Consider the following 20,772-nt stretch of genomic DNA (forward strand, 5'->3'; position numbering starts at 1 on the left):
CCTGGGGTATCGCCTCGGAGACTAGACCGGTGCGCGGGCCCCTGGGGGCGGAATTGGGTTGCTTCCGTGATCCGGCGCTGTGACGCTCCGGGGCATGGCGAACGGGTACCAGGTCGGCTTCGAGGAGGATCCTGCCCGGTTCCTGGAGCGGGCGGGCGCCCACCTGGCGGCCGACCCGGTGGTCTCCACCGTGGTCGCGAGCATCGCCCAGCGGATGGCGAGGGCCTCCCCGAACATGCTCGCGGCGCCGTACTCGTGGTTCGCGGTCGTGACCGGCCCGGACGGCGCGATCGCGGGTGCGGCGATGCGCACCGCACCGTTCGTGCCTTACCCGCCCTACCTGCTGGCGATGCCGGACGGCGCCGCACGCGCGCTCGCCGACGCGGTGCTCGACCGCGAGGAGGAGGTCCGCGGGGTCAACGGCGCGCTGCCGGCGTCCCGGGTGTTCGCCGACCGGGTCGCGGAGCGGTGCGGGGGATCGGTCGAGGTCACCATGCACACCCGTCTCTTCGAGCTCGGCACGCTCGTCGACCCCCGACCGGTGCGCGGCCGGCTGCGTCCGGCGTACGACGACGAGGCGCCGCTCGCGCTCGAGTGGTTCCGCCGGTTCCACCAGGACGCCGACGAGCAGGCCGGGCACACCGATCATCCCGACCGCGGCGAGACCACCTCGATGGACGACGTCCGCGACCGGATCCGCCGCGGACGGCTCTGGATGTGGGTCGACGAGAGCGACACCCCGCGGCACCTCACCGGCGCCAACCCGCCCGCCTTCGGCGTTGCTCGGATCGGGCCGGTGTTCACGCCCAAGGAGGAACGCGGCCGGGGCTACGCGAGCGCCGCCGTCGCCGAGGTCTCGCGGCTGCTGCAGGCCGAAGGTGCCAGGGTCACGCTGTTCACCGACCAGGCCAACCCGACCTCGAACCGGATCTACACCGCGCTCGGCTTCGAGCCGGTGGTCGACATGGTGGAGCTCTCCATCAGCGCCGGGCCGTAGAGTCGGCCTCGCCATGAGTGAGTCCGACGCCCGCCCAGCCGAGACCTTCGCCGAGGCCGAGGACGCCCTCCTCAGTCGCTGGCCCGAGACCCGCCTCGAACCGTCCCTCGACCGGATCCGGGCGTTCACCGAGCTGTTGGGCGACCCGCAGCGCAGCTACCGCTCGGTCCACCTGACCGGCACCAACGGCAAGACGTCGACGGCGCGGATGGTCGACGCGCTGCTGCGCGCCCACGAGCTGCGGACCGGCCGGTTCACCAGCCCGCACGTCGAGAAGATGAGCGAGCGGATCAGCATCGACGGGGAGCCGCTCGACGACGAGGCGTTCGTGCGGGCGTTCAACGACGTCGCGCCGTACACGCACCTGGTCGACACGGCGGAGCCCTACCCGCTGTCGTTCTTCGAGACGGTCGTCGGCATGGCGTACGCCGCGTTCGCCGACGCCCCGGTCGACGTCGCCGTGGTCGAGGTCGGGATGGGCGGTGCATGGGACGCCACCAACGTGATCGACGCCGACGTCGCGGTCGTCACGCCGATCGCGATCGACCACACCTCCTACCTCGGCACCACTGCCGTCGCGATCGCGCAGGAGAAGGCCGGGATCATCAAGGAGGGCGCGACCGCGGTGCTCGCCGAGCAGACCGTGGAGGTCGCCGAGGTGCTGCTGCGCCGCGCGGCCGAGGTCGGCGCGACGGTGGTCCGCGAGGGCATCGAGTTCGGTGTCCTCAACCGGGTCCCGGCGGTCGGTGGCCAGTCGGTGTCGTTCCGGGGGCTGCGCGGGCAGTACGACGAGGTCTTCCTGCCGCTCTACGGCGCGCACCAGGCGCAGAACGCCGCGACCGCGCTGGCTGCGGTCGAGGCACTCATCGGCGGCGACGGGCCGTTGGCCGACGAGGTGGTCCGCGAGGCGTTCGCCGCTGCCACCTCACCCGGCCGGCTCGAGATCATCCGCCGCAGCCCGACCATCGTGCTCGACGCCGCCCACAACCCGGCCGGCGCCGAGGCCACCGCGGCCGCCCTCGACGACTCCTTCCGTTTCGACCCGCTCATCGGGGTCATCGGCGTGATGGGGGACAAGGACGCGGAGGGGCTGCTCGCGGCCTTCGAGCCGCACCTGGCCCACGTCGTCATCACCCAGAACTCCACCGCGCGCTCGATGTCCGCCGACGAGCTCGCCGCGACCGCGGCCGAGATCTACGGCGAGGAGCGGGTCACCGTCGCACCCCGCCTCGCCGACGCGATCGACATCGCCGCGGGCCTGGCCGAGGCCGACTCCGGCGACGCGCTGTCGTCCGGCGCCGTGATCGTCACCGGCTCGGTCGTCACGGTCGGCGAGGCCCGGCTGCTGCTGGGCGGCCGCAAGTGACCTCCGCCCGCCGGTCGCTGTGCGCGACCGTCCTCCTCTGCGAGGCCATCACCCTCGGGCTGACGACCCCGGTGATGATCACGCTCGGCGACGTGCCCCGGGGCACCGCGCTCGCAGTGGGCCTCGGCCTCGCGCTGGCCTGCCTGCTGACCGCCGGCCTGCTTCGTGCGGCGTGGGCCTACTGGATCGGTCACGCGATCCAGGTCGCCGCGATCGGGCTCGGTTTCGTCGTCGGCTTCATGTTCGTGCTCGGCCCGGTCTTCGCCCTGCTCTGGGGGGTCGCCTTCCGCGTCGGCGGACGGATCGAGCGCGAGCGGGCGGAGGCGTACGCCACGCAGGCGGAGGGGGAGCCTGAGCGCGAATCGGACTCCTGAGGTTCGCTGGGTAGAGTTGCGGCCGTGCCTGTGATCATCGACAAGCTCCTCCGCATCGGCGAGGGCAAGATCCTTCGCCAGCTCGAGACGGTTGCGAAGGCTGTCAACGCCATCGAGGACGACTTCGTGGCGATGTCCGACGACGAGCTCCGCGGGATGACCGACGAGTTCAAGAAGCGGCTCGCGGACGGCGAGACGCTCGACGACATCATGCCGGAGGCGTTCGCCACCGTGCGTGAGGCCGCCAAGCGGGTCATCGGCCAGCGGCACTTCGACGTGCAGATCATGGGTGGCGCCGCGCTCCACATGGGCAACATCGCCGAGATGAAGACCGGTGAGGGCAAGACGCTGGTCGCCACGCTGCCGTCGTACCTCAACGCCCTCGAGGGCAAGGGCGTCCACGTCGTCACGGTCAACGACTACCTGGCCAAGTACCACGCGGAGTGGATGGGCCGTGTCCACCACTTCCTCGGCCTGACGACCGGCGTGATCCTTCCGCAGATGCGGCCCGCGCAGCGGCGCGAGGCCTACGCCTGCGACATCACCTACGGCACCAACAACGAGCTGGGCTTCGACTACCTGCGCGACAACATGGCCGGTTCGATCGAGGACTGCGTCCAGCGCGGCCACAACTTCGCCGTCGTCGACGAGGTCGACTCGATCCTCATCGACGAGGCGCGCACGCCGCTCATCATCAGCGGTCCGACCCAGGACGAGGTGAAGTGGTACGGCGAGTTCGCCAAGATCGCCCAGAAGCTCACTCGTGACGTCGACTACGAGGTCGACGAGAAGAAGCGCACCATCTCCGTCCTCGAGCCGGGCATCACCCGGGTCGAGGACCACCTCGGCATCGAGAACCTCTACGAGGCGGCCAACACCCCGCTGATCTCGTTCCTGCACAACTCCATCAAGGCCAAGGAGCTGTTCCGGAACGACAAGGAGTACGTCGTCATGAACGGCGAGGTGCTCATCGTCGACGAGCACACCGGCCGCATGCTCGCCGGCCGCCGCTACAACGACGGTCTGCACCAGGCGATCGAGGCCAAGGAGGGCGTCAAGGTCCGCGAGGAGTACCAGACCCTCGCCACCGTCACCCTGCAGAACTACTTCCGCCTCTACGAGAAGCTCTCCGGGATGACCGGTACGGCGCTCACCGAGGCGTCCGAGTTCGACAAGATCTACGGCCTGGGCGTGGTGCCGATCCCGACCAACCGGCCGATGCAGCGCATCGACCAGCCCGACCTCGTCTACCGGACCGAGGAGGCCAAGTACGACGCCGTCGTCGACGACATCGTCGAGCGCAACGAGAAGGGCCAGCCGGTCCTCGTCGGCACCGTGTCGGTCGAGAAGTCGGAGTACCTCCACCAGCAGCTGACCAAGCGCGGCGTCCCGCACTCGGTCCTCAACGCGAAGGTGCACGACGAGGAGGCGAAGATCGTCGCTCTCGCCGGTCACAAGGGTGCGGTCACCGTCGCGACCAACATGGCCGGTCGAGGCACCGACATCATGCTCGGTGGCTCGGTGGAGTTCCTCGCCGACCAGGAGCTGCGCAAGCAGGGCCTGGAGCCGACCGGCGACACCGCCGACGAGTACGACGCCGCCTGGCCCGCCATGATCGAGAAGATCAAGGAGCAGGTGGCGGCCGAGCACGACGAGGTCCGCGAGCTCGGCGGCCTCTACGTCATCGGCACCGAGCGCCACGAGTCCCGCCGCATCGACAACCAGCTCCGTGGTCGTTCCGGCCGCCAGGGCGACCCGGGCGAGTCGCGCTTCTACCTGTCGCTGCAGGACGAGCTGATGCGGCTCTTCAAGTCCGACTGGGTCGACCGCGTGCTCCTCATGCTCAAGATCCCGGACGACGTCCCGATCGAGAACAAGCGGGTCACCAACGCGATCGCCAACGCCCAGGGCCAGGTCGAGTCGCAGAACTTCGAGTCCCGCAAGAACGTCCTCAAGTACGACGACGTCATGGACCGGCAGCGCAAGGTCATCTACGCCGAGCGCCGCGAGGTGCTCGAGGGCGTCAACCTCGAGGACCAGATCCGCACGTTCATCGACGACGTGGTCTCCGGCTTCGTCAACGGCTCGGTCGACCAGGCCTCGGAGGCGTGGGACCTCGACCAGCTGTGGACCGACCTCAAGCAGTTCTGGCCGGTCTCGCTGGACGTCGAGGAGGTCAAGGCGGAGGTCGGTGATCACGCCGCGCTGCACCGTGACGACCTCATCGAGCGGCTCAAGGCCGACGCGCACGCCGCCTACGACGCCCGCGAGGAGGAGGTCGGCGAGGAGGTCATGCGCGAGCTCGAGCGCCGCGTGCTCCTCTCCGTGCTCGACCGCAAGTGGCGCGAGCACCTCTACGAGATGGACTACCTCCGCGAGGGCATCTACCTGCGGGCCTACTCGCAGCGCGACCCGCTGGTCGAGTACCAGCGCGAGGGCTACGACATGTTCGCGGCGATGATGGACGGCATCAAGGAGGAGACCGTCGGCTTCCTGTTCAACCTGGAGGTCCAGGTCGACGAGGAGCCGGAGTACCACTACCACGCCGACGGCTCCCGCCACGAGGGTCCGATGCACGAGGGTGCGTTCGCCGAGCCCCCGATCGGTGCCGGCGCCCAGGGTCCTGACCTCGGCCAGATCTCCGCGGCCCTCAAGGCCTCCGGTGGTGGCGAGGACGAGGAGGAGCCGATGCGTCGTACCCTCCCGTCCCAGTCGGCCCCGCAGATCAAGGCGAAGGGTCTCGACGCCCCGAAGCAGCCGCAGTTCCTCTCCTACACCGCGCCGAGCGACGTCACCGGTGAGCCCGAGGTCCGGGGCGCCACCGCGACCAACGCCGACGACGAGTACGCCGAGGTCGGCCGCAACCAGCTCTGCCCCTGTGGCTCCGGCAAGAAGTTCAAGCGCTGCCACGGCGCCCCCGGCGGACCCAGCGGCCTCACCGCCCGGGTCTCGTAGACGCTCGTCGATTGGTCGTCGAGTAGCCCGAGCCGTTCGGTCGTCGAGTAGCCCGAGCGCGCTAGCGCGAGGGCGTATCGAGACGCGGTGAGGTGCCTGCTCGCCGTTGGGCGTTCGTCTTGCGGCGTCTCGTTACGTCGCTCGCTGCGCTCGCTCTACTCCTCGACGACCGGCTGCGGCGTCTCGATACGTCGCTCGCCGGGAGGCCGGGTCGTTCGGTCGTCGATTGGTCGTCGAGTAGCCCGAGCGCGCTAGCGCGAGGGCGTATCGAGACGCGGTGAGGTGCCTGCCCACCGTGGGGCGTTCGTCTTGCGGCGTCTCGATACGTCGCTCGCTGCGCTCGCTCTACTCCTCGACGACCGGGAGTCCGGGGCGTTCGGTCGTCGATTGGTCGTCGAGTAGCCCGAGCGCGCTAGCGCGAGGGCGTATCGAGACGCGGTGAGGTGCCTGCTCGCCGTTGGGCGTTCGTCGTGCGGCGTCTCGATACGTCGCTCGCTGCGCTCGCTCTACTCCTCGACGACCGGCGTGTCAGGAGAAGTCGAGGGCAGCGCACACCCAGCGCTGCTCGATCCGTTCGAACCGGGCGGCGAGGGCGCGGGAGCGCTCGCCGTACTTCACGTGGGCGGACGCCTCGACCGCATCGGGGCGGATGAAGCAGGTGTGGACGCTGAGGACCCGCGGCCGCACCGGCTGCACCCGCGCGAGACCGGGCTGGTGGCCGCCGGCGCGGGCGACGAGCATGGTGCGGCGACGGAGGTCGTCGTAGACGTCGGGCAGCGTCCACCGCAGCAGCTGCGACATCGGACGGTCGCCGCCGACGATCTCGACGGCGGCCTGGACGAAGCGGCGGGTCCACTCCTCGACGACGGCGCGCTGGCGGCGGTCGATCGCGACGACGGTGGCGCCGGCGTGGGCGTCGCCGGTCGGGACGGGCGGCTCGCTGCGGGGCAGCAGCGCGAGCGCGAGGGTGCCCTGGGTCGAGGCGACCGGGACGGGCAGGCGGACGCCCATGAGCGGGTGCAGGGTGGTGGCGGTCATGCTGTCCTCCTCGAGCGGACATCGGACGGGTCAATCGACGGGCGGCAGCTCCAGCAGCTGGCCGGGCAGGATCAGGTCGGGGTCGGGCCCGATGGCGGAGCGGTTGCGGGCGTGGATGCGCTGCCAGTAGGCGGCGACCTCGACGACCGTCGCCCGAGGCCCCAGCCGCTCCTCGGCGATCGCCCAGAGCGAGTCACCGGGGCGGACCCGCACGGACGTCGACGGGGCGGGCGCCGGGACGCTCCGCGGGGCCGGCGCGCCGGTGGCCCGGTCGGGAAGCGGCAGCCCCGACAGCGACGCCGGCACGGACGGGCGGCGGTCGTCGGCGCCGGCCGGCGTCGCGGACGCGCCGATCACGACCGCACCGCAGGCGGCCAGCACGAGCAGCCGCACTGCTCCGGCACGTCGTACGACGGGGGAGCGGCCGCGGAGCAGGCGCACCGCCACGTCCGTGGTGACCACCCAAAGCCAGCCGGCGGCGACGAGCGTGCCTGCCGCCGATCCGGCAACCAGCAGTCCGGTGAATCCCAAGGCGCGGGGGTCCAGTGCCGGGATCGCGGCCAGCGCGAACCCGCCCGTGGCGACGGTCACCGCGCACCACAGCGCCGCAGCCCGGAGCCGGACACACCCATCAGCAGCACCCATGACCCGAGACCTTTGCGTTTGCTTCTGTTTGCTCAAGTCTGCTTCCGTTCAGCGGATGGCGTCAACGTGCTATCCACAGGCCGCTTGTGGTGGGGTGGAACCCATGGGTTGGGAGGACGAGCTCTTCGCGCTCTTCGACGATCTCGAGGGTCAGGCGGGTGCGCTCGCGGCTGCCGAACGCGGTGCCGAGCACGCCGACCGGAGCCGGGCGGAGTACCAGGCGGTCACCCTCGCCAGTCGGATGATGGCGTCGGCCGGGACCGAGGTGACGCTCGGGATCCTGGGCGTCGGCACGGTGACGGGCACCGTCGACCGGGTCGCCGCCGACTGGCTGCTCCTCGGGTCGGGCCAGCACGACTGGGTCGTCAACGCCGACGCCGTGACGACGGTCGAGGGGGCCTCTGTCCGGTCCATCCCCGAGGTCGCCTGGTCGCCGCTGACCCGGCTCGGCCTCGGCTCCGCGCTGCGCCGGATCGCCGAGGCCGGCGAGCGCTGCCTGCTCCACCTCCGCGACGGCGCCCGCCACGAGGGCACGGTGCGCCGCGTGGGTGGCGACTTCTGCGAGCTGGTCGTCGGCGAGGACCGGCGGATGATCCTGGTGCCGTTCTCGGCGCTGGCGGCTGCGCAGTCGCGCGCAGAAGCCTGAGGGTCCGATGCTGCCGATCGAGGAGCTGGTGCGGTTCGGCCAGGGCCTCGACAAGGACTACCGGCACCCGGTCGCGAACGCCCTCGGGGAGCAGTGGGCCACCAGCCCACCACTGTTCGTGAGGTCGAGCGCGACTCACGTGTTCGTGGCCGGCCGCGAGGGGGACCGGGTCGTGCTGCGGATCCGCCCGGACGACCACGCCGCAGCGCTCGAGCGGGCCGCCTCAGCCGCTTCGGCGTGGAGCGCGGCGGGCGCACCGATGGTCGCGGCCGCCCCGTCGCTCGAGGGCCGGCACGTCGAGCTGGGGGACGGGTACGCCGCCATGGCGCTCGAGGTCGTGGAGGGGCCCACGCTCGACGAGCTCGGCGACGACCTCGTCGACCACGCCGCCGACTGGGGCGAGGCGCTCGCCGGGCTGCACGCCGTCGGACCCGCGGGCCGAGAGCTGCCCGTCATCGCAGATCTGCCGCTGCCGCGGACCCCGGACGTCTTCGGGGTCGTGCACGGCGACCCCGAGTCCGACAACGTCGTGCTCGGCGACCGTGGGCTGTGCTTCGTCGACCCCGACGAGGTCCATCAGGGCTGGTTCGCCGCGGACATCGCCTTCGCCCTCCGCGACTGGGCACCGCCGGGAGGCCCGCCCGACCTGTCGGCCGAGGTTCCGCGCCGGTTCGTGGAGGGCTACCGCCGGGTGCGGTCCCTCACCGAGGACGAGCTGTCCTGGATGCCGCAGCTGGCGCGTTCCTCGGCACGCCGCGAGCTGGCAGCGCATGAACGGCACCTCGCTCCGGGGACGAGCGAGGACTGGCCGGAGTGGGCGGTCCGGCTCCAGCGGCGGATCGCCGAGCGCGCCGACGCGCTGCGCGCCAACCTCGCCGAGCGCTGACCGCGTCAGGGCAGTCGGACCGGTCAGGTCGCCTCGAGGTCGTACGGCGGCCGCTCGCCCGCCCCGAGGCGGGGCCGGGTCGGCATCGTGCCGGCGCCGGGGCCGGGCACCTCGTCCTCGTCGGCGAGCGCCTCGGCGATGTGCTTGCGCACGATCGTGCGCGGGTCGAGGTCGCGCAGCTCGAGGTCGGCGTACTCCGGGCCGAGCTCGGAGCGCAGCTCGTCGCGAGCGTTGTTGGCGAAGGTGCGGATTTTGCGGACGAACTGGCCGGCCTGCTTCGCCAGCTCGGGGAGCTTGTCGGGGCCGAAGACGAGGATGGCCAGGAACGCGATCACGACGAGCTCGCCGAACCCGATCCCGAACATGGCGTCCTCGTCCCGGTCCCGCGCTACCCGGTCAGAACTTGTTGCTCGGGGTGAGGCCCAGCTGCATCCCCGCGAGCCCGCGACCGCGGCCGTCGAGCCGCTCCGCGATCGCCGTCAGCGCCGCCGCGGCGGGCGACGTCGGGTCGGCCTCCACGACCGGCTTGCCGGTGTCGCCGCCCTCGCGGAGCGAGGTGTCGAGCGGGATGCTGCCCAGCACGGGCACGTCGTAGCCGAACCGCTGGGAGAGCGTGGCTGCGACTCGTTCACCGCCGCCCGAGCCGAAGATGTCGAGCCGGTGATCCTTGCCCTCGGCGGTGCAGTGCGGGCAGGGAAGGTAGCTCATGTTCTCGATGACGCCCACGACCCGCTGGTGCATCATCGAGGCCATCGTCCCGGCCCGCTCGGCGACCTCGGCCGCCGCCTCCTGCGGCGTGGTCACGACGACCACCTCCGCGTTGGGCAGGTGCTGGCCGAGCGAGATCGCGACGTCGCCGGTGCCCGGCGGCAGGTCGAGGAGCAGCACGTCGAGGTCGCCCCAGTAGACGTCGGAGAGCATCTGCACCAGCGCCCGGTCGAGCATCGGGCCGCGCCACGCGACGACCTGGTCGCGCTTGGGCTTGAGCATGCCGATCGAGATCGCCGAGACGCCGCTGGGCGTCGGGACCGGCATGATCAGGTCCTCGACCTGGGTCGGCCGGGCGTCGGCCGCACCGAGCATGGCCGGCACCGAGTGGCCGTAGATGTCGGCGTCGACGATGCCGACCTTGCGGCCGGTCTTGGCGAGGGCGATCGCGAGGTTGACGGTCACCGAGGACTTGCCGACACCGCCCTTGCCGCTGGCGATCGCGTAGACCTTGGTCAGCGAGCCGGGCTTCGCGAACGGGATCTCGCGCTGGGCCTGGCCGCCGCGGAGCGTCTCGTGCAGGTTGCCGCGCTGCTCGGAGGTCATCACGCCGAGGTCGAGGTCGACCCGGCTGACGCCGTCGAGCGCGCTGACGGCCGCGGTCACGTCACGGTTGATGGTGTCCTTGAGCGGGCAGCCGGCAACGGTCAACAGCACCCGCACCTTGACCACGCCGTCCGCTTCGACGGAGACGCTGTCGACCATGCCCAGGTCGGTGATCGGGCGCTTGATCTCGGGGTCGTTGACGGTCGCCAGGGCGGCGTTCACCTGGTCGAGGCTGGGAAGGGTCGGCGTCGTACTCATCATCACGAGTCTACGGAGCGGGGCGCGCCGTCCGTTACTCGCGGCCCCCGTGAGACGCCCCACCCTTCGCGTCGTCGGCATCGCTGTCGCGCTCCTCGAGGTCGGACAGCAGCGCGCGCAGCTCCGAGCGCAGGTAGTCGCGGGTGGCGACCTCGCCCATCGCCATCCGCAGCGAGGCGACCTCGCGGGCGAGGAACTCCATGTCGGCGTGCGCCCGGGTGGCCGCCTCCCGGTCCTGGGTGGCGATCACCCGGTCGCGGTCCTCCTGCCGGTTCTGCGCGAGCAGGATCAGCGGCGCGGCGTACGACGCCTGCAGGCTCAACATCAAGGTCAGGAAGATCAGCGGGTACTCGTCGAACGTCAGCTCCTCGGGGCCGACCGTGTTCCAGAGGACCCAGGCGATGACGAAGACCGTCATCCACATCAGGAACTTCGCGGTGCCCATGAACCGCGCGAAGCGCTCGGCGAAGACGCCGAACGCGTCGGTGTCGTAGGACGGGCGCCAGCTGATCTGGCGCCGGACCGACCGCGGCGTGTCGAGCCGGTCCCCGGGGCGGCGGGAGTCACTCATGGTGGATCACCGTGGACGCCGCGCGGTCCCGCCAGTTGGCGGGGAGCATGTGGTCGAGCAGGTCGTCCACGGTGACCGCGCCGAGCAGGCGCCGGTTCTCGTCGACGACCGGGGCGGCCACCAGGTTGTAGGTGGCCAGGTGCGCCGCGACCTGGTCGATGGTCGCGTCCGGCCGCAGCACCTCGAGCTCGTCGTCGAGGGCGCCCGCGACCAGCGTGGACGGCGGCTCGCGGAGCAGCCGCTGGATGTGGGCAACGCCGAGCAGCTTGCCGGTCGGGCACTCGAGCGGCTGTCGGCAGACGTAGACCAGCGACGCCAGCGCCGGCGTGAGGTCGGGGTTGCGCACGTGCGCGAGCGCGTCGGCGACGGTGGCGTCCGGGCCGAGGATCACCGGCTCCGGCGTCATCATGGCGCCGGCGGTGTTCTCGACGTACTTCATCAGCCGGCGGACGTCCTCGGCCTCCTCCGGCTCCATCAGGTCGAGCAGGATCTCGGCGGTCTCGGGCGGCAGCTCGGCGATCAGGTCGGCGGCGTCGTCGGCCGACATCTCCTCCAGCACGTCGGCGGCGCGTTCGGAGCCGAGCCGCTCGAGGATGCCGACCTGGTCGTCCTCGGGGAGCTCCTCGAGGACGTCGGCGAGCCGCTCGTCGGTGAGCGCCATCGCGACCGCCGTACGACGCTCCGCGGGCAGGTCGTGCAGCATGCTGGCCGCGTCGGCGGGGCGCATCTCGTTGATCGCGGCGACCAGGTGGGTCGCGCCCTGCCCCTCGTCGTGGCGGGTCAGCCCGGTGACGTCGTCCCACTCGGCGATGTGGGTCTGGCCGCGGCGGCGCAGGCCCTTGGCCGGCTCCTGGACCGCCACCCGGCTCAGCACCCAGTCACGGGTGCGGGAGCGCTCCATCGCGACGTCGAAGACGGTGCCGGTGACACCCGTGCTCTTGATCGTGACGGTGCGGTCGAGCATCTGGCCCATCACCAGCGTCTCGGTCGAGCGCTGCTCGAACCGGCGCATGTTGAGCAGCCCGGTCGTGTAGACCTGCCCACTGTCGATGGTGGTGACCCGGGTCATCGGCAGGAACACCCGGCGCCGGCCGAACACCTCGGCCACCATCCCGAGCACCCGCGGCTGGGTGGCCTCGGTGCGCATCGCGACCACCAGGTCCCGGACCTTGGCGACCTGCTCGCCCTGGGGGTCGAAGATCGGCAGTCCCACCAGCCGGGCGGCGTAGACGCGGGACGGGGTGCTCACGCCCCGAGGTTATCGGCTGGAAAGCACCGAGCCGGTGACCCTCGCGGGTCACCGGCTCGTCGAGTGCGTGGGCGGGTCAGCCCTTGAGCTTGTAGTCCGCCAGCATCGCGCGGCCGATGATCATCTTCTGGATGTCGGTCGTGCCCTCACCGATGAGCATGAACGCGACCTCGCGGTAGAGCCGCTCGATCTCGTACTCCTTGGAGTAGCCGTAGCCGCCGTGGATGCGGAAGGAGGCCTCCACGACCTCGTGGGCGTACTCGGAGGCGACCATCTTGGCCATGCCGGCCTCGACGTCCATCCGCTGGCCGCTGTCCTTCATCCGGGCGGCCTTGACCATCATCGTGTGGGCGACCTCGACCTTGGTGGCCATCTCCGCGATGCGGAAGAGGATCGCCTGGTGCTGGGCGATGGGCTTGCCGAACGTCTGCCGCTGCTGGGCGTAGGCCACGCCGAGCTCGAAGCCCCGCCAGGCCAGGCCGCAGGCACGGGCGGCGACGTTGACGCGACCGACCTCGACGCCGTCCATCATCTGGTAGAAGCCCTTGCCGGTCTCGCCGCCGAGGATCTGGTCGGCGCCGACCACGTGGTTCTCGAGCACCATCTCGGTGGTCTCGACGCCCTTGTAGCCCATCTTGTCGATCTTGCCGGGGATGGTGAGGCCGGGAGCGGTCTCGCCGAAGCCGGCCTCCTTCTCGATGAGGAAGGTCGTCATGTTGCGGTAGACCGAGTCGGCGCCCTCGTCGGTCTTGCAGAGGGTGGCCACCAGGCGCGACTCGGCGCCGTTGGTCAGCCACATCTTGGAGCCGGTGATCGCGTACGAGCCGTCGTCCTGCTTGACCGCCTTGGTCGAGACGGCGGAGACGTCGGACCCGAGACCCGGCTCGGACATCGAGAACGCGCCGCGCATCTCGCCGGTGGCCATCTGGGGCAGGTACTTCTGCTTCTGCTCCTCGGTGCCGTGCTGCATGACCATGTAGGCCACGATGAAGTGGGTGTTGATGACGCCGGAGACGCTCATCCAGCCGCGGGCGATCTCCTCGACGCACAGCGCGTAGGTGAGGAGCGACTCGCCGAGACCGCCGTACTCCTCGGGGATCATCAGGCCGAAGACGCCGAGCTCCTTGAGGCCCTCGACGATGTCGGTGGGGTACTCGTCGGCGTGCTCGAGCTCCTGGGCGACGGGGATGATCTGCTCGTCCACGAACACCCGGACGGCCTTGAGGATCTCGGTCTGGTCCTCGGTCAGGCCATCGGTCTCACACAGGCGGGGCATCGCTACCTCTTTCGCTCCGGCAGGGCCGCAGTCGCGGCCACGGCAACCCCTCGGACTCTACCGGCGAGTAGCCTGCCCCTCCGCGCTCAGGCCGAGTGCGAGACGTCACACGGACCGGCTGCGTCCCACGTGCGCCGCGTAGTTGGCCAGGGCTGTGATCGACGCCTCAGCGACGGCGGCCTCGTCGTACGACGGCAGCGGGCGGGCCTTGCTCTCGTCGGGCACCAGCGCGTCGAGGTCACCGTGGACCCGGTAGCCGCGCTCCCGGATCGTGGCGACGGTCCGGCCGGCGAGGTCCTGCACCCAGCCGAGGTGCTCGGGCGGCAGCGTGAGCCTGGGACTGGCGCTGCGGGCCAGGACGCCGTGGGCGAACGGCTTGCGGACCGCCTCGGTGTAGTCGCGCTTGTAGTCGGGCAGCCGGTCGCCGAGCGCGAGGTTGAGCCGGCGGAACACCTCCGACTCCACGACGCCGAACGACGCGTTGACCGAGCCCTTCGGCCGGGTGACCGCGGCGCTGTCGAAGCCGACGACCGAGCCCATCAGGGTGAAGACGCCGTCCGGGTCCTGGGAGTACGACGGCACGACGACCAGGTGCGTGCGCGACGGGTCCGCGGCCCGGCCCCAGCGGTCGAGGATGTCGACCGGGTCCTGGCGGCGCCAGAACTGCTCGGCCCACTCACCGCGACGGTCGCGCACGTTGTCGAGGAAGTCGGGGTAGCTCTCGGCGAGCCGGTGCTTGAGGAACTGCTGGTAGTCCGACGGCAGCTGCTGGGCCCAGTCCCGGACCGTCAGCACGACGTGCAGGTCGACGCCGGCCTCGTCCAGCAGGCCGGCGACGGCGGCGACGTCCTCGGGCCGCACCTCGGCCAGGTCCTCGTTGCTGGCGAGCAGGACCGCGCCCGCGGTGTCGCGGATCGTCGCCGGCACCTGGCGCAGCGCCTTCGGCCGGTGCTCGCCGGCGAACCCGGCCACCGGTCGCCAGCCCAGGGGCCGCAGCAGCCCGCCGATGTGGGCGGGCCGGCCGACGAACGGCAGCCCGATGCCCTCGGCCGCGAGCGCCTCGACCGACATCCACAGCCCCGCCTGGAGCGACGACGTGCCGGTCTTGCTGCAGCCGACGTGGAGGTAGAGCGGTCGGCGTTGATCGGTCACGCGGGCTAGCGTGCCAGACTCTCGTCCGCGGGCAGGCACGCGAGGCGCGAGAGGAGTCGGGGATGGGCGCGGCAGGGACGACGGGCGGTCGGCCGGAGGTCGCGGTGATCACGATGGCGCGCGACGAGGGCGAGCTGCTCCCGGTCTGGGTGTCGCACTACGCGAAGCACGTCGGCATCGACAACCTCATCGTGCTCGACGACAGCTCCGTCGACGGCTCGACCGACGACCTCGGCTGCACCGTCCACCGGGTGCCGCCGCTGAAGGGTGGGCTCGACTTCGAGCCGGTGCGGATGCGCCTGATGAACGGGATCGCCAACGGGCTGCTCGCCGTCTACGACTACGTCGTCTTCGTCGACGTCGACGAGTTCCTCGTGACCGACCCGGCGGTCCACCCGACGCTGCCCGACCTGCTCGAGGACCGCGGGCGCCCCGAGACGCTCGGGGTGATGGGCCTCAACGTGGTCCACGTCCCCGGTGCCGAGCCGACGCCCCTGGACCTGGGCCGGCCGGTGCTGGAGCAGCGCAGCTTCGCGAAGTTCACGCCACTGATGTGCAAGCCGTCGGTGAAGCGGATCAACGCCGGCTGGGCGATCTCCTCGCACGCGCTGAAGGCGCCGTACACCATCGACCCGGAGCTGTTCATGCTCCACCTCAAGTTCGCCGACCGCGACCGGCTGGCCGAGGTGGCGCGGCTGCGCAACGAGGTCAGCAAGGCCGACGGCCGCGCCGAGGACGCCAGCTGGGGCAAGGAGGCCGACCAGGTGCTGGCTATCTTCGACGAGGTCGTCGCCGACGTCGACGTGGACTCGATCCCGGAGTTCGACCCGGCCGAGGCGAACCTGGAGGAGATGGTGATCTTCCACAACGGCCGGCACCGCACGCCGAAGCAGGGCCAGATCGCCGCGCTGCGCCGGCAGCCCTTCACCCGCATCCCGCGCCGGCTCGCCGGCACCTTGTAGTCATCTCGCTCGCGAGGTCCGCGCCCTCGCCAGCTCGGGCGCGCGGCGCTCGTGCGAGGATCGCCGGGTGGAGTACGTCTTCGTCGTCACCTACGGCCGATCCGGCTCGACCCTGGTGCAGGGGATGCTCAACGCGATGCCGCGGACGCTGGTGCGAGGGGAGAACGGGCTCTACGTCCAGCACCTGTTCCGCGCTTGGCAGGCGGCCGACGAGATCCGCGAGCAGCGCAAGGGAGCGCCGGCCAACAAGCCGACGAACGCGTTCTACGGCATCAACGCGCTGACGCGGAAGCGGTTCGTCCGCAACGCCCACCGGCTGGTCAAGGGTGGGCTCCTCGGCGCCGAGGACGAGCAGGACTATGACCGGCTCGGCTTCAAGGAGGTCGAGTGGCACCACCTCGAGCCCCAGGAGACCGCGCCGTTCTTCGACTGGTTCGACGAGGTCTGCCCCGATGCGAAGTACGTCCTCAACACCCGGGACGTCGAGCAGGTGATGGGCTCCGGCTTCTGGCAGCGCCGCGACGCCGAGGAGTCGGCGGCCGCCATCGACCGGGTGCTCGCGATCCAGGAGCACCTGCGCACGACGCGGCCGGACCGGGTCCTCGACACCCGCTACGAGGTCATCACCGGCGAGGACCGAGCCGCCTCCGACGCCGCCCTGACCCAGCTCGCGGAGTTCGTCCTCGGCCGGTGCGACGAGACCCAGCTCGACGCGCTGCGCGCGACGCTCGAGGTCGGCCATGGGCCGAACCCGTTCGGCAAGAGCCGCCGCGACCAGCAGGGCGCTTAACCGGTCGCGCTCCTCAGGCCAGCGTGCCAGGGTGGCACCACCACTCCGAACGACGAGCGAGGAGAGCACCCATGGCTGCACCGGCGGACCAGGACCCCAACCAGGACCTGAAGGCGAAGATGCGCGAAGCGCTCGACCGCAAGAACCACCAGGAGAAGGGCGTCCACCAGGACGGTCCGACCAAGGAGAAGGCTCACGGCTCGGAGGTCGTCGGCGGAGCCCCGAAGATGCATCGCCGCAAGGCCGGCGGCGGAGGCGCCTGACCTCGCCGCCCCCGGGGCGGGCAGAATGACCGCCCGTGAGCGAGACGACTGAGTCAAAGACCAACGGGGGCAACTTCTTCGAGGACTTCACCGTCGGCCAGGTGATCGAGCACGCGACGCCGCGCACGGTGACCGAGGGTGACCGAGCGCTGTACGGGGCGCTCTACCCGACCCGGTTCGCCGTGCCGTCGTCAGCGGCGTTCGCGGCCTCGGTGGGCCTCGACCCGCACCCGGTCGAGGAGCTGATCGCGTTCCACATCGCGTTCGGCAAGACGGTCCCGGACATCTCGCTCAACGCGGTCGCCAACCTCGGTTACGCCGAGCTGCGCTTCCACCGGTCGGTACGCCCCGGGGACACCCTCGCGACCCGCTCCGAGGTCATCGGCCTCAAGCAGAACTCCAACGGGAAGTCCGGCGTCGTCTACGTCCGCTCGACCGCGACCAACCAGCACGGCGAGGTCGTGCTGGACTGGTGCCGCTGGGTGATGGTGCACAAGCGCGACCCCGAGGCGCCCGCGCCCGAGACCGTGCTGCCCGAGCTCAAGAAGGCGCTGGAGCCCGGCGACCTGGTCGTGCCCGAGGGGCTCGACTTCTCGTCGTACGACTTCACGGCGGCGGGGGAGCCGCACCGCTTCGACGACTACGCGGTCGGCGAGCTGATCGACCACGTCGACGGCGTCACCTTCACCGACGCCGAGCACATGATGGCCACCCGGCTCTGGCAGAACACCGCCAAGGTGCACTTCAACACCGAGGCCCGCCCCGACGGCAACCGGCTGATCTACGGCGGCCACGTGATCTCGATGGCGCGCGCCCTGTCGTTCAACGGCCTCGCCAACGCCCAGCTGATCGTCGCGATCAACGGCGGCTCCCACGTGGCCCCGGCGTTCGCCGGTGACACGGTCTACGCCTGGTCCGAGGTGCTCGACAAGGCCGAGATCAGCGACAGCATCGGCGCCCTGCGGCTGCGCCTGGTCGCGACCAAGGGCCGCGACGAGACCACCACGCTGCGCACGGAAGACCCTTCGACAGGCTCAGGGGCCGGTCGCTACAAGGACGGCGTGCTGCTCGACCTCGACTACTGGGCGCTCGTCCCTCGCTGACAGCTCGGGCTACTGCACCTCGACGTCGTGGACCGTGTAGTAGACCTCCTCGTCGACGGCGTTCTCCATGCGGTCGACGGAGACGCTGTCGGGCCAATCCTGGCCCTCGGGCCACGCGACGTCGACCTTGAACGCCTCGGTGTCGTTGGCCTCGTCGATGACCTCGTTGAGGGTCTTCCAGAGGTACTCCGGGGCGTCGTCGCCCTTCTTGAGGCCGCCGCGCATGCCCTTGAGGACGACGGCCGAGGTGACCTCGCCGTCCTCGACGGTGATCTCGACCGGGCCGGCGAGGGGGCAGAAGCAGGTCTGCTCGAGCACGTAGGTGTAGTCCGGCTCGGCGAACTCCGGGTAGGTGCCGACGGTCGGCTCCTCCGACGGAGTCGTCGACCCCGACTCCGACTCGGAGGACGCCCCGGCGGGGTCGTTCGCGGTCGGGCTGTCGTCGTCGTCACCGCTGCAACCGGCGAGGACGGAGAGGGCGAGGGCCGTGGTGGCCGCGCTGAGCAGGATCTTCATGGTGGGTACGACGTTAGCGGCGTGGTCACGGTTCCACTGGCACGCTGGGGGCATGGACTCCGAGCTCTGGCTGGTGCGGCACGGTGCGACCGAGTGGAGCGCGGCCAGCCGGCACACCTCGGTCACGGACCTCCCGCTGCTGCCGGAGGGGGAGCAGACGGCGCTGGGGCTGCGTGAGCGGCTCGCCGGAGTCGACTTCCGGCTGGTGCTGACCAGCCCGCGGCAGCGCGCACGGCGCACCGCGGACCTCGCCGGGTTCCCCGACGCCGAGGTGACCGACGACCTCGTCGAGTGGGCCTACGGCGACTACGAGGGCCTGACCACGGCCCAGATCAGGGAGTCCGTGGCGGGGTGGACCGTCTGGACCCACCCCTCGCCCGGCGGCGAGACCGGGTCTGCCGTCGCTGCGCGGTGCGACCGCGTCGTGACCCGGGCGCGCGAGGCCGAGGGGCGCACGCTGGCGTTCGCGCACGGCCACTCGCTGCGGGTGCTCGCGGCCCGCTGGCTCGGTCTGCCACCCGAGGACGGGCGGCTGCTGCGCCTCGACACCGCGACCGTCTCGGTGCTCGGGTTCGAGCGCGAGACGCCGGTTGTCCTGCGCTGGAACGCGTGAGTCGCCTTGACGTCCGGCCCCGACCGAAGCACGGTGTGACCCATGTCTCTCCGCGTCGGCTGCCCCCGCTGCCCGGCGCCGGTGGCCGAGACCGGTGACGGTGGCTGGAGCTGCCCCGAGCACGGCGTCGTCGTGCCGCTCTGGCGTCCGGACGCGGCGTCGTACGACGACTTCGCGGCCCATCTCGGGCACGCCGGCTCGTTCCCGACCTACCTGCCGTGGCCGCTCGGTCCGGGCTGGACGGTGACCGACTTCGCGACGGTCGCCGCGGAGGAACGCGGGCCCCGCGCCACGATGACGTGCGTCTCGGGCACCAGTGCCCTCGACGGCCCGGTCGACGTGATCGTGGTCAGCGAGGAGCCCGGCACCGGGCTCGGCGCGCGGATCGCCGGCGTCTCGCCGGCCGGGCGGGTCGATCCCGGCGACGAGGTCGGCGAGGGTCCGCCCTCGGTCAAGGTCCGGATCGGCAGCTTCCCGGTCGGGCTGTGGCCGGTGTCCGTCAGCTCCGCCGCCGGCGAGTGGGACCGTTCCGTGGTCGCCGGAGAGGCCGAGGGCCGCTGGCTCTGGCTGGTCCTCCGTCCCGCGTCGGCCGTCCTGCTGCTGCGTGACGACTGGATCCTGCGCGACGTCTCCGAGACCGGCCCCCAGCTGGTCGCCCTGCCGTTCGGCGGCCCCGCACCCTCCTGGTGACTAGCGGTGCCCGCGGGGCCGCGCGGTGATGACCGGGAGGTCGGCGAGCGTGACGATGCCGGGCGGCGCGGCGACGACGCTCGGCACGGCGTTGGTGACCGGCATCGCGGTGTAGATCATCCCGAGACCCATGAAGCCCTCCTCGTCCCAGCCGTCGTGGGGGAGGCAGTGGATGACCGTGCGCATGTTCGGTTCGCCGAACACCTGGATGTCGTGGCCGTGCTTGAGCGGCTTGGGCGGGGTGACGTGGTCGCCCATCACCCAGTTGAAGCCGACGCTGATGAGGTTGTCCTCGCCCACCCAGCCGCGGTGGTAGCCGTAGACGCCGCCCACCGTGCCCGCCGGGATCTGCATGAACCCCAGGTCGGTGTCGCCGGTCGCGGCGGTGAACGTGACGTCGAAGTCGATCCGGTCGAGCGTCACCTTCATCGCGTCGGCCATCATCGCCACCGACTCGGCGAACACCTCGCACTCGCGCCGGACCGACTCGGCCAGGCCGGGCGTGGCCGGGTCCTTCCCGAAGCCCATCGCGCTCTGCGTCTCGGCGGAGGCGTAGGTCGAGCAGTCGACGGACTCGGTGATCCGGACGTGGTCGATGCTGGCGCAGCTCGCGGTGAGGGCCAGCGCGACGATGTTGGTCATGCCCGGGTGGGCGCCGCTGCCGAAGATCGACGACTCGCCGCGCTTGCAGGCGTCCTCGACCCGCGCTCGCTCGGCCGGGTCGAGCTTGGTGCCGTTGATCCAGCCCGCGGTCGTGCAGACGTTGATCCCCGACTCGAGCAGGCGCACCAGCTCGTCGGTCGACGACCAGAGCGGGTTGTAGACGCACGCGTCCGGACGGAGCGCGACGAGCGCGTCGACGTCGTCGGTGGCCAGCACTCCGGACGGCTCGGGGTGGCCGGCGAGCTCGGCTGCGTCGACGCCGACCTTGTCGGGACCGTGGGCGTAGACCCCGACCAGCTCGAGGTCGGGCCGCGACAGGATCGCGTGGAGGGACCGGCGGCCCACGTTGCCGGTGGTCCACTGGATCACGCGGAGGGGAGCGGCGGCGTCGTACGTCATGCGGCTGATCGAACCACCGCCCCGAGCCAGAAACAAGAACGTGTTC

Annotated in this window: 22 protein-coding genes; 12 read left to right on the forward strand and 10 right to left on the reverse strand. The window is 71.3% G+C overall.

What is annotated here, in order from left to right; genetic code table 11:
- Positions 1 to 94 precede the first annotated feature (94 nt).
- The 4 genes from DJ010_RS18090 to secA are packed head-to-tail and all read left to right on the forward strand — an operon-like array spanning position 95 to position 5,692.
- Positions 95 to 997, forward strand: coding sequence for a GNAT family N-acetyltransferase (locus tag DJ010_RS18090; RefSeq protein WP_109696623.1), 903 nt, complete (start codon positions 95 to 97; stop codon positions 995 to 997).
- 13 nt (positions 998 to 1,010) lie between these two features.
- Positions 1,011 to 2,363, forward strand: coding sequence for a bifunctional folylpolyglutamate synthase/dihydrofolate synthase (locus tag DJ010_RS18095; protein WP_109696356.1), 1,353 nt, complete (start codon positions 1,011 to 1,013; stop codon positions 2,361 to 2,363).
- Positions 2,360 to 2,737, forward strand: a complete 378-nt coding sequence (locus DJ010_RS18100) for a DUF4233 domain-containing protein (protein WP_245927682.1) — start codon at positions 2,360 to 2,362, stop codon at positions 2,735 to 2,737. Before DJ010_RS18095 ends, DJ010_RS18100 begins: the two co-directional genes overlap by 4 nt.
- 24 nt (positions 2,738 to 2,761) lie before the next feature.
- On the forward strand, positions 2,762 to 5,692 hold the full coding sequence (gene secA, locus DJ010_RS18105; protein WP_109696358.1) for a preprotein translocase subunit SecA: 2,931 nt from the start codon (positions 2,762 to 2,764) through the stop codon (positions 5,690 to 5,692).
- 528 nt (positions 5,693 to 6,220) lie between these two features.
- On the opposite strand, the gene DJ010_RS18110 is transcribed toward secA, so the two are convergent.
- Positions 6,221 to 6,730, reverse strand: coding sequence for an Rv3235 family protein (locus DJ010_RS18110; RefSeq protein ID WP_109696360.1), 510 nt, complete (start codon positions 6,728 to 6,730; stop codon positions 6,221 to 6,223).
- A gap of 30 nt (positions 6,731 to 6,760) precedes the next feature.
- Entirely contained in the window at positions 6,761 to 7,375 is a 615-nt protein-coding gene (locus DJ010_RS22515; protein ID WP_146207393.1) for a LysM peptidoglycan-binding domain-containing protein, read from the reverse strand.
- A 103-nt stretch (positions 7,376 to 7,478) separates the two neighbouring features.
- Between DJ010_RS22515 and DJ010_RS18120 the strand changes: the two genes are divergently transcribed.
- Both DJ010_RS18120 and DJ010_RS18125 read left to right on the forward strand, forming a co-directional pair.
- Positions 7,479 to 8,021 (forward strand): hypothetical protein, encoded by a 543-nt coding sequence (locus tag DJ010_RS18120; RefSeq protein WP_109696364.1) that lies wholly within the window; start codon positions 7,479 to 7,481, stop codon positions 8,019 to 8,021.
- 7 nt (positions 8,022 to 8,028) lie between these two features.
- A complete protein-coding gene (locus DJ010_RS18125; RefSeq protein ID WP_109696366.1) occupies positions 8,029 to 8,907 on the forward strand; it encodes a phosphotransferase enzyme family protein in 879 nt (292 codons plus the stop codon).
- Between the two features lie 23 nt (positions 8,908 to 8,930).
- Here the strand turns inward: DJ010_RS18125 and DJ010_RS18130 are convergent, their stop codons facing one another.
- The 6 genes from DJ010_RS18130 to DJ010_RS18155 all read right to left on the reverse strand — a co-directional run bounded on the left by DJ010_RS18130 (position 8,931) and on the right by DJ010_RS18155 (position 14,727).
- Positions 8,931 to 9,272, reverse strand: a complete 342-nt coding sequence (locus DJ010_RS18130) for a sec-independent translocase (RefSeq protein ID WP_109696368.1) — start codon at positions 9,270 to 9,272, stop codon at positions 8,931 to 8,933.
- A gap of 31 nt (positions 9,273 to 9,303) precedes the next feature.
- Entirely contained in the window at positions 9,304 to 10,479 is a 1,176-nt protein-coding gene (locus DJ010_RS18135) for an Mrp/NBP35 family ATP-binding protein (protein ID WP_211318866.1), read from the reverse strand.
- A 34-nt stretch (positions 10,480 to 10,513) separates the two neighbouring features.
- On the reverse strand, positions 10,514 to 11,050 hold the full coding sequence (locus DJ010_RS18140; protein ID WP_109696372.1) for a DUF1003 domain-containing protein: 537 nt from the start codon (positions 11,048 to 11,050) through the stop codon (positions 10,514 to 10,516).
- Positions 11,043 to 12,299: a magnesium transporter MgtE N-terminal domain-containing protein gene (locus DJ010_RS18145; protein ID WP_109696373.1), complete on the reverse strand. Its 1,257-nt coding sequence runs from the start codon at positions 12,297 to 12,299 to the stop codon at positions 11,043 to 11,045. Before DJ010_RS18145 ends, DJ010_RS18140 begins: the two co-directional genes overlap by 8 nt.
- A 76-nt stretch (positions 12,300 to 12,375) precedes the next feature.
- A complete protein-coding gene (locus DJ010_RS18150) occupies positions 12,376 to 13,575 on the reverse strand; it encodes an acyl-CoA dehydrogenase family protein (protein WP_109696375.1) in 1,200 nt (399 codons plus the stop codon).
- 105 nt (positions 13,576 to 13,680) lie between these two features.
- Positions 13,681 to 14,727 (reverse strand): hypothetical protein, encoded by a 1,047-nt coding sequence (locus DJ010_RS18155; RefSeq protein WP_109696377.1) that lies wholly within the window; start codon positions 14,725 to 14,727, stop codon positions 13,681 to 13,683.
- A gap of 62 nt (positions 14,728 to 14,789) precedes the next feature.
- On the opposite strand from DJ010_RS18155, the gene DJ010_RS18160 reads away from it, so the two are divergent.
- The 4 genes from DJ010_RS18160 to DJ010_RS18175 all read left to right on the forward strand — a co-directional run bounded on the left by DJ010_RS18160 (position 14,790) and on the right by DJ010_RS18175 (position 17,845).
- A complete protein-coding gene (locus DJ010_RS18160) occupies positions 14,790 to 15,689 on the forward strand; it encodes a glycosyltransferase family protein (protein ID WP_109696379.1) in 900 nt (299 codons plus the stop codon).
- A gap of 67 nt (positions 15,690 to 15,756) precedes the next feature.
- Complete coding sequence (locus DJ010_RS18165) at positions 15,757 to 16,479, forward strand: sulfotransferase (protein WP_109696381.1); 723 nt, start codon at positions 15,757 to 15,759, stop codon at positions 16,477 to 16,479.
- A gap of 71 nt (positions 16,480 to 16,550) precedes the next feature.
- Entirely contained in the window at positions 16,551 to 16,742 is a 192-nt protein-coding gene (locus tag DJ010_RS18170; protein WP_109696383.1) for a DUF5302 domain-containing protein, read from the forward strand.
- Positions 16,743 to 16,777: 35 nt separating this feature from the next.
- The gene (locus tag DJ010_RS18175) at positions 16,778 to 17,845 is read left to right on the forward strand and encodes a MaoC family dehydratase (protein WP_109696385.1); all 1,068 of its coding nucleotides are present in this window, start codon (positions 16,778 to 16,780) and stop codon (positions 17,843 to 17,845) included.
- Positions 17,846 to 17,854: 9 nt separating this feature from the next.
- Here DJ010_RS18175 and DJ010_RS18180 read toward each other — a convergent pair whose 3' ends face one another.
- Positions 17,855 to 18,361, reverse strand: coding sequence for a DUF6174 domain-containing protein (locus DJ010_RS18180; RefSeq protein ID WP_109696387.1), 507 nt, complete (start codon positions 18,359 to 18,361; stop codon positions 17,855 to 17,857).
- Between the two features lie 52 nt (positions 18,362 to 18,413).
- Between DJ010_RS18180 and DJ010_RS18185 the strand changes: the two genes are divergently transcribed.
- Positions 18,414 to 18,974, forward strand: a complete 561-nt coding sequence (locus DJ010_RS18185; protein ID WP_109696389.1) for a histidine phosphatase family protein — start codon at positions 18,414 to 18,416, stop codon at positions 18,972 to 18,974.
- A gap of 42 nt (positions 18,975 to 19,016) precedes the next feature.
- Complete coding sequence (locus tag DJ010_RS18190; protein ID WP_109696391.1) at positions 19,017 to 19,664, forward strand: DUF6758 family protein; 648 nt, start codon at positions 19,017 to 19,019, stop codon at positions 19,662 to 19,664.
- On the opposite strand, the gene DJ010_RS18195 is transcribed toward DJ010_RS18190, so the two are convergent.
- Entirely contained in the window at positions 19,665 to 20,726 is a 1,062-nt protein-coding gene (locus DJ010_RS18195; RefSeq protein ID WP_109696393.1) for an NAD(P)H-dependent amine dehydrogenase family protein, read from the reverse strand. It lies immediately after the preceding gene.
- Positions 20,727 to 20,772 lie beyond the last annotated feature (46 nt).

It is taken from the genome of Nocardioides silvaticus (genome assembly GCF_003160695.1).
Classification (GTDB): Bacteria; Actinomycetota; Actinomycetes; order Propionibacteriales; family Nocardioidaceae; genus Nocardioides; species Nocardioides silvaticus.

What these genes read in the sequence shown, in the direction of transcription:
- DJ010_RS18190 (WP_109696391.1), top strand. Translation starts at nt 19,017, where the DNA reads ATGTCTCTCCGCGTCGGCTGCCCCCGCTGCCCGGCGCCGGTGGCCGAG.
- DJ010_RS18150 (WP_109696375.1), bottom strand. Translation starts at nt 13,575, where the DNA reads ATGCCCCGCCTGTGTGAGACCGATGGCCTGACCGAGGACCAGACCGAG.
- DJ010_RS18180 (WP_109696387.1), bottom strand. Translation starts at nt 18,361, where the DNA reads ATGAAGATCCTGCTCAGCGCGGCCACCACGGCCCTCGCCCTCTCCGTC.
- DJ010_RS18195 (WP_109696393.1), bottom strand. Translation starts at nt 20,726, where the DNA reads ATGACGTACGACGCCGCCGCTCCCCTCCGCGTGATCCAGTGGACCACC.
- DJ010_RS22515 (WP_146207393.1), bottom strand. Translation starts at nt 7,375, where the DNA reads ATGGGTGCTGCTGATGGGTGTGTCCGGCTCCGGGCTGCGGCGCTGTGG.
- DJ010_RS18140 (WP_109696372.1), bottom strand. Translation starts at nt 11,050, where the DNA reads ATGAGTGACTCCCGCCGCCCCGGGGACCGGCTCGACACGCCGCGGTCG.
- DJ010_RS18095 (WP_109696356.1), top strand. Translation starts at nt 1,011, where the DNA reads ATGAGTGAGTCCGACGCCCGCCCAGCCGAGACCTTCGCCGAGGCCGAG.
- DJ010_RS18185 (WP_109696389.1), top strand. Translation starts at nt 18,414, where the DNA reads ATGGACTCCGAGCTCTGGCTGGTGCGGCACGGTGCGACCGAGTGGAGC.
- DJ010_RS18135 (WP_211318866.1), bottom strand. Translation starts at nt 10,479, where the DNA reads ATGAGTACGACGCCGACCCTTCCCAGCCTCGACCAGGTGAACGCCGCC.
- DJ010_RS18120 (WP_109696364.1), top strand. Translation starts at nt 7,479, where the DNA reads ATGGGTTGGGAGGACGAGCTCTTCGCGCTCTTCGACGATCTCGAGGGT.
- DJ010_RS18090 (WP_109696623.1), top strand. Translation starts at nt 95, where the DNA reads ATGGCGAACGGGTACCAGGTCGGCTTCGAGGAGGATCCTGCCCGGTTC.
- DJ010_RS18160 (WP_109696379.1), top strand. Translation starts at nt 14,790, where the DNA reads ATGGGCGCGGCAGGGACGACGGGCGGTCGGCCGGAGGTCGCGGTGATC.
- DJ010_RS18170 (WP_109696383.1), top strand. Translation starts at nt 16,551, where the DNA reads ATGGCTGCACCGGCGGACCAGGACCCCAACCAGGACCTGAAGGCGAAG.
- DJ010_RS18110 (WP_109696360.1), bottom strand. Translation starts at nt 6,730, where the DNA reads ATGACCGCCACCACCCTGCACCCGCTCATGGGCGTCCGCCTGCCCGTC.
- DJ010_RS18130 (WP_109696368.1), bottom strand. Translation starts at nt 9,272, where the DNA reads ATGTTCGGGATCGGGTTCGGCGAGCTCGTCGTGATCGCGTTCCTGGCC.
- DJ010_RS18125 (WP_109696366.1), top strand. Translation starts at nt 8,029, where the DNA reads ATGCTGCCGATCGAGGAGCTGGTGCGGTTCGGCCAGGGCCTCGACAAG.